Source organism: Nonomuraea sp. K271 (genome assembly GCF_009908215.1).
Classification (GTDB): domain Bacteria; phylum Actinomycetota; class Actinomycetes; order Streptosporangiales; family Streptosporangiaceae; genus Nonomuraea; species Nonomuraea longispora.
Map to the genome: position 1 here is coordinate 1 of NZ_JAAAHR010000279.1, position 6,793 is coordinate 6,793.

6 protein-coding genes are annotated in these 6,793 nt (G+C 72.7%); all 6 read right to left on the bottom strand.

Translation table 11 applies throughout. The features are described 5' to 3' along the window. On the bottom strand, nucleotides 1-1,326 hold a 1,326-nt coding region (locus GUY59_RS45290; RefSeq protein WP_161715069.1), incomplete at its 3' end, for a CHAP domain-containing protein. Nucleotides 1,327-1,585: 259 nt separating this feature from the next. After that, nucleotides 1,586-2,335 (bottom strand): SDR family NAD(P)-dependent oxidoreductase, encoded by a 750-nt coding sequence (locus GUY59_RS45295; RefSeq protein WP_138208544.1) that lies wholly within the window; start codon nucleotides 2,333-2,335, stop codon nucleotides 1,586-1,588. After that, nucleotides 2,322-4,340, bottom strand: a complete 2,019-nt coding sequence (locus tag GUY59_RS45300) for an acetate--CoA ligase family protein (protein ID WP_138208545.1) — start codon at nucleotides 4,338-4,340, stop codon at nucleotides 2,322-2,324. The genes GUY59_RS45295 and GUY59_RS45300 overlap by 14 nt, the downstream gene beginning before the upstream one ends. Next, nucleotides 4,337-5,845 carry a class I adenylate-forming enzyme family protein gene (locus GUY59_RS45305; protein ID WP_138208546.1) on the bottom strand — a complete coding sequence of 503 codons (1,509 nt, stop codon included), beginning with the start codon at nucleotides 5,843-5,845 and terminating at the stop codon, nucleotides 4,337-4,339. The genes GUY59_RS45300 and GUY59_RS45305 overlap by 4 nt, the downstream gene beginning before the upstream one ends. A 28-nt stretch (nucleotides 5,846-5,873) precedes the next feature. Further along, entirely contained in the window at nucleotides 5,874-6,197 is a 324-nt protein-coding gene (locus GUY59_RS45310; RefSeq protein ID WP_425465129.1) for a VOC family protein, read from the bottom strand. Then, nucleotides 6,194-6,550, bottom strand: a complete 357-nt coding sequence (locus GUY59_RS45315) for a Zn-ribbon domain-containing OB-fold protein (RefSeq protein ID WP_138208547.1) — start codon at nucleotides 6,548-6,550, stop codon at nucleotides 6,194-6,196. The genes GUY59_RS45310 and GUY59_RS45315 overlap by 4 nt, the downstream gene beginning before the upstream one ends. Between the last annotated feature and the right edge of the window lie 243 nt (nucleotides 6,551-6,793).

The window sequence follows — 6,793 nt, forward strand, 5'->3', positions numbered from 1 at the left end:
GGCGAAGGCGTCGAAGCTGCTGGTCGCACCCGGGATGACGATGCGTTCGAAGGGGCCGGTGTCCACGACGCGGTCGAGCGGGCCGGTGTCGAGGACGATCTCGAGCGGCCCCGTCTCGGCGGGAGCCGGGTCGAAGGCGGGGTCGACCACCGTGCTGTCGGTCGTGTGGCGCGTGAACCCGGGCGTCGTGGTGTGGTGCGGGGAGCCGGATGCCGTGGTGTGGCGTGGGGCGTGCGCGGCGGCGGTGTCCGTCGTACGGAGGTCGGGGGCGTCGGTGGCCAGGTCGAACGGCCGGGTGGCGAGCCGGCGCCGGGGCGCGGTGGCGGCGGAGCGGCGGCGGCGGTGCCCGGCCTTCGAGCGGGTCGGGCGGGAACTCGCCGCGGTCGCGGCGGCCGCGTTCGCCCGCAGCCGGCGGGTCTTGGCCACGGCGAGCAGCGCCAGCGCGGCCACCAGCGCCGAGCCGACCAGCGTCGGCGTCGACACGGCGGGCATCGGGCTGGTGACCGTGGTGTCGACGTGCGTGGGGAGCGGGTCGGCGGTCGCGGCCGTGGTGTCGGCCGTGGACGGCTTGGCGTGCTTGGCCTTCTTGACGGGCTCCTTGCCGGTGGTGCTGTCGGTGGCCTGGGAGGTGGCCTGCCCGGCCTTCTTCGACGGGGCCGGGCTGGGCGCGGTGTCGCGGCCGCCGGAGTGGGGGGCGCGGGCGGGCTCGTCGCGTTCGGCATGCGGGATCATGGCGGACAGCGCCTCGTCCTCGGGAAGTTCGAGCACGCCGACGTCATTGCCGGGCCTGGACGGCTCCTCGGCCCGCTCCTCCGCCTTCTTCTTGGCCTCCTTGGCCTGCTGGGCGACCTCCTCGTCCAGGCGGGCCTTGATCTCCTCCGGGTAGCCGTAGCCGACGACCTTGCTCGTGTCGCGTTCCTTGCGCTTGGCCACGCCGCCGTCGATGTTGCCCTCGATCGTGTGGATCGTGCCGCCCTCGACCCACGTCACGACCCCTACGTGGTCGATCCTGCCGATCTTGTTGGATCCGCTCCAGTCGTAGAAGACGATCGCGCCGGGCTTGGGCTTCTTCCCCCACGCGCCCTGCTCCTTGAACCACCGCGCGTGGGCGACCGTCCAGGCGAACTGGCCGATCCACTCCTCGTAGCCCAGCTTGTGCGCCGCCCAGGACAGCATCATGTCGCACCACGGGGCGGAGCTGTAGTCGGCGTCGAACTCGACGTTCTTGCCGTACCAGGAGCCGAACTTGGTGTACGCGCCGGCCTTCTCCGAGTAGCCGAGCTGGCGCTCTAGCAGCTCGATGAACTTCTGCATCTCTGGCGTCATGGAGGCGTGGGGGAACCTTCCGGGCAAGACCGGTTTCTGTCCACGCAGACCTGGGTACTAGAGCGCCCTGTGACTGGTGTGACGAAACCGGCGGCTTGTCATCTCCTGCGATGAGCGAGGTTACCGTTTGGTAACCCCAGGTCAAGCACGCCCCAAGAGAGAGTCGACTCTTCTTGGGAAAGAACCGCAGGTCAGGATGCTGCCAGAAATGTCCGATCCAGGTGGTTTAAACCCAAAAGATCTACCTTGTGGTGAGATCTTAGTATCCAGCCCCCGTCAGCAGCCCTCCGTCCACCGTGAACTCGCTGCCCGTGCAGTAACTGGCCCGGTCGGACGCCAGGAACGCCACCACGTGCGACACTTCGACCGGCTTGGCGAACCGCTTGATGACCATGGACTTCACGAACGTCTCGGCGTCCACCTCGTTCACCAGGTCGGGGTTCATGACCATCGCGGTGTCGATCGCGCCGGGGTGCACCGAGTTGACCCGGATCTTGTGCCTGGCCAGCTCCCGCGCCGCCGACTTGGTGATCCCGCGCAGCCCGAACTTCGAGGCCGAGTACGCCGACAACCCCTCGGCGCCGATGAAACCCTCGATCGAGGAGATGTTCACGACGGCGCCGCGCCCGGCCGCCTTCATGGGGTCGATCACCGACTTGATCCCCAGCCATGAGCCCTTGAGGTTGACGCCGATCACCTGGTCGAAGTCTGCGGGTGACATCTCGTGAATGCGCCGATATTTCAGAATCCCTGCGTTGTTGACCAGGACGTCGAGCTTGCCGTACAGGTCGGTGGCCAGCGCCACGGCGCGCTCCCACTCCCGCGCGCTCGTCACGTCATGACGTACGTAGACCGCGCCCGTCTCCTCCGCCAGCGCCTTGCCCTCGTCGTCCAGCACGTCCCCGAACACCACCCGCGCGCCCTCCTCCAGAAAGAGCCGTACGTGCGCCGCCCCCATGCCCCGGGCTCCGCCGGTGATCAGCGCGACCTTGCCGTCAAGCAACCCCATGACGTCCTCCTCCGGCGACGGCCGCCGCGGCCGCCTCCATGGAGCGGTAGACGGGGATCCCCGCCGCCGCCGCGATCCGCCTCACTTCGTCCTCGACGCCCCCGGGCGCGCAGTCGCCGTTCCTGGTGACGAGGGTGATCCGGGTGCCCGGCAGCGCGTCCTGGGCCCCCGCGACCGCCCTGGCGTAGGCGTGCAGGGGCTCGGCCGCGTTCCCGTACGTGAAGTAGGCCTGCACGTTCACGTGGGCCACCACGTCCCGGTACGGCCGCCGCCGCGTGATCACGCCGATCACGTCGGCCACGAGCCCGGCCCGCCCTAGCGGCCCGACGGGCACCTCCAGCGGATTGCCCGTCGCGACCACCCCCAGCGTGCGCAACTCGTCGTACGCGTCGTCCGGCAGCGGGTCGAGCCGCACCCCCGCCGCGTCGAACGCGTCGGCGGCCAGCACGCTCGCGCCTCCGCTCGGCCCCACCACCAGCACGCCGTCCCCTGAGGCAGGCCGCGAGCCGTGCGCCTGGAAGTACGCCAGCACCCCGATCAGGTCGTCCTGGCCCGACACCAGCGCGGCGCCCGCCTGCTCGGCCACCGCCTCCCAGATCCGCCGGTCGCTGACCATCCCGCCCGTGTGGGAGGCCGCCGCCCGCTGCCCCTGCCCGCTGCGCCCGCCGACGAGCAGCACCACGGGCAGGTCCGTGGCCCGCAGCGCCTCGTACAGTTCCCGGCCGCCGCGCGGATCCTCCAGGTACAGCCCGACCGCCCGCGTCTCCGGGTCGCCGGACAGCCAGCGCAGCAGCTCGGCCGGGGTCACGTCGGCGGCGTTGCCGACCGTGGCGACCCGGCTGAACGCCAGCCCGCGCCGTTCCCCGACTTTGATCACCTCGCCCGCCAGGCCGCCGCTCTGCGAGATCAGGGCCACGGAACCGGCCGGACCGAGCCCGCCGCCGACGAACGTCTGCCGGCCGCGCGGGCAGTAGACGCCCATGCAGTTGGGCCCGAGCAGCCGCGTGCCCGCCGCCCGCGCCGCCTCGACCAGGTCCCGCTCCAGCTCGTGCCGCCCGGCCTCGCCGAAGCCGCCGCTCATCACCTGCACGAACGGGATGCCGCGCGCCTGCCGTACGACGTCGGCGCACCGCTCGGCCGGCACGGCGACCAGCGCGTAGTCCACCTTGGCCAGCGCGGGGGAGCGTACGGCGGGCACACCTGACACCCCGTCCGCCTCGGGATGCACCGCCACCAGCGGGACGCCCGCGTCGCGGTAGAAGCCGAGGAACAGGTTGCCGAAGCCCGGCCGGGTCGTGGACGCGCCGACGACGGCCACGGCCCTGGGCTCGAAGAGCGGCAGGAAGTCGGCAGGCGGTCTCGCCCGCGCCCGCGCGGGGGCCGCGGCGGGGAGAAGGCGGGCGTCGGCGGCCACGACCCCGGAGGGTCCCACGATGACCGGGTTCAGTTCGAACTCGCCCAGCTCCAGCCGTTCCCACAGCCCGCCGGTGCCCGCGACCGTCACGAGCAACTCGACCACCGCGTCCACGTCCACGGGCGGGCCTCCGCGCCACCCGCGCAGGAGCGCCGTCCCGCGCAGCGAGGCCAGCATGCCCCGGGCGTCCTGCTCCGTGAGCGGGCAGAGCCGCAGCGCCGTGTCGGCCAGCGCCTCCGCCCACACCCCGCCGAGCCCGGCCAGCACCACCGGCCCGAACCCCGGGTCGCGCACCAGGCCCACGATGAGCTCGACCCCGGCCTCCGCCTGCTCCTCGACAAGGAACCCCGCGACCTCCAGCCGTGCCGCCATCGCCTCGGCGGCCGCCGCGAGCTCGCCGTGCCTCAGGCCCAGCACCACGGCCCCGGCCTCCGACTTGTGCACCAGCCCGGGGCCGAACGCCTTCAGCACGAGCGGCGCGGCCAGCTCGCCGGCCGCGCCGAAGTCGCCGTCGCACACCACGACCCCGCGGGGTACCGGAACTCCCGCCTCGCGCAGCAGCGCCTTGACCTCGTGCTCGTACGCGCTCACCCGTACAGCTCGCGGATCTTCCTGCGCAGCAGCTTGCCGGGGCCGCCGGAGGCGTCCTGCGCGTGCGGAAGCTCCGCGGCCACCACGATGTGGTCGGGCCGCTGGTGGGCGGGGAGCGTGTCGGCCAGCGACAGCGTGATCTTGGAGGCGTCCAGCGAGTGCCCGGCGCGCGGCACGACCGCCAGCAGCACCCGCTGCTCCGTCGCGCCCTCCGGCACGCCGACCGCGCCCGCCTCGGCCACGCCGTCGAGGGCGGAGGCCGCCTCCTCGATCACGGCGGGCTGCGTCCAGACGCCGCCCTTGACGATGGCGTCCTCGCGGCGGCCGAGCACGCGCAGCACGCCGTCGGCGGAGAGCGTTCCGAGGTCGCCCCCGACGTACCACTCGCCGCGCAGCACCTCCGCCATGCGCTCCGGCGGGCCGTCGTAGCCCGCCATCCGGTGCGGCCCGGCCAGGTTGATCTCGCCGACCTCGTCGATCACGCGGTGGCCGCGCTGGTTGGTGATCCGTACCGCGTTGCCGGTGCGGGCGCGCCCGGAGGACCCCAGCGGGACCGAGCCGTCGTCCACCCGTCCCATGCACGTGTACGGCGCCTCGGTCTGGCCGTAGTACGAGAACACCGCCGCCTGCGGCAGCCTGGCCCTGATCCGGTCGAGCATCGTCGCGGTCAGCGGCTCCCCGCCCAGCATGATCACCCGGATGGACGACAGGTCGACGTCCTCATGGCCGGGAGAGCCCAGCAGGGCGGCGTAGAACGAGGGGATCTGCGACACGTGCGTGACCCGTTCGCGGGGGACGACGCGCAGGAAGTTCGCCGGGCCCCAGTCCTGCTCCAGCACCAGCCGCATGCCCGCGTAGAGGGCGGGCCCGACGATGGCGGGGAAGCCGATGCCCCAGATGATCGCGCCCGTGCCGAACACCGCGTCGGGCCCGCGCGGCACGTCCAGCCAGATCTGCGCCGTGGCCAGCGACGACGCGTGCGTGTGCACGACGGCCTTCGGCAGCCCCGTCGTCCCCGAGGTGTAGTACAGAGCCAGCGGATCGTCGTGGAACCCGCCGAGCGGCGGCTCGGCGCCCGAACCCGCCGGCGGCTCGCGTACGTCGATCCACGTGGTCACCGCCGGGAGGTCGTCCCTGATCTGTTCGACCACCCCCGCGACCGTCCCGTCGTGGACCAACGCCGTGCACCCCGAGGCGGCCACCACGTCCCGCACCGTCTCCACCGGCCAGTACGGGTTCAGCGCCGCCGTCACCGCCCCGATCTTCGCCTGCGCCAGGTAGACCTCGGCCACCCGCAACGTCTCGTTGAGCAGCACCGCTACCCGCCGTCCCGGCGTGATCCCGGCGGCGATCAGGGCGTTCGCGCGGCGGTTGACGCTCCTGTTGAGCTCGTCGTAGGTGAAGCTCTGCTCTCCGCAGTACGTCAGCGCCACCCTGTCGGGTGTGCGCAGCGCTCCCGCGGTCAGGATCGCGTGGCCGTAGTTGCCGTACGGTGATCGTGCCATGGGGGTGCCTCCACATCAGAGGGCCTGGTCAGAGGGGCGAATAGAGCACGAAGACGTTCCCTGAGGGGTCGCGCAGCACGGCCCGCCTCTCGTGCGGCCCGTCCTCGGCGGCCCGCACCACCTCGGCGCCGCGACCCGTCAGCTCCCGCACGGCCCGCGCCACGTCGTCCACCTTGTACGAGGGCGCGGCCGAGGCGGTGACGTGCTCGGCGGGCCCGGCCAGCGCCACGGTGACCCCGCCCCCGTCGAGCGCCGCGAACCTGTCGCCGTCGCGGAACTTCACCGGCAGCCCGTAGAAGGCGATCGCCTCGTCCAGGTCGGCGACGGGAATCAGCACGTTGCCCAGCTTCACGCGGGTCTCCAATGGGGTAGGTCCTCTATGAACGTCACGCGCACCGGCATGCCGACGCGCACCTCCTCCGGCGCGCACCCCACCACGTGGCCGAACGCCCTCGGGCCTTCCCGCAGGTCCACCCAGGCCGCGACGTACGGCTCGCGGCCCTGGTAGCCGGGGGCGAACGAGCGGTGCACGACCGTGAAGGTGTGCACCACGCCCTCGCCGCAGACCGGTTCGCAGCGGAAGTCCCGGGTGCCGCACCAGGGGCAGGCCGGCTCGGGGAGGTGACTGCGGCGGTCGCAGCCGGTGCAGCGCTGGATGACCAGTTCGCCGTGGGCGGCCGGGTGGGCACACGTGTCACCGCTCATCGCTAGCCAAGCTAGCGCACGCTTGGTTGCCCTACAAGGGCCCCACCGCCCCTGACGGGCGTCGCTGAAGCGTACTGGTCCGGGACGGTGTCAGGGCCCCACCGCGCGGCCGGTCGAGGGTTCCCGCAGGGGTGGTACGGGGTCGCCGACCGTGGTGGGGGCCGCGGGCCGGGGTACGCGGCGGCGTCCGGATCGGGAAGTGCGGTGGCGGAGAGCGCGGTGGCGGAGGGTGTGGTGCCGGAC

Coding starts and splice junctions, on each gene's coding strand:
- GUY59_RS45305 (WP_138208546.1), bottom strand. CDS start 5,845: ATGGCACGATCACCGTACGGCAACTACGGCCACGCGATCCTGACCGCG.
- GUY59_RS45315 (WP_138208547.1), bottom strand. CDS start 6,550: ATGAGCGGTGACACGTGTGCCCACCCGGCCGCCCACGGCGAACTGGTC.
- GUY59_RS45295 (WP_138208544.1), bottom strand. CDS start 2,335: ATGGGGTTGCTTGACGGCAAGGTCGCGCTGATCACCGGCGGAGCCCGG.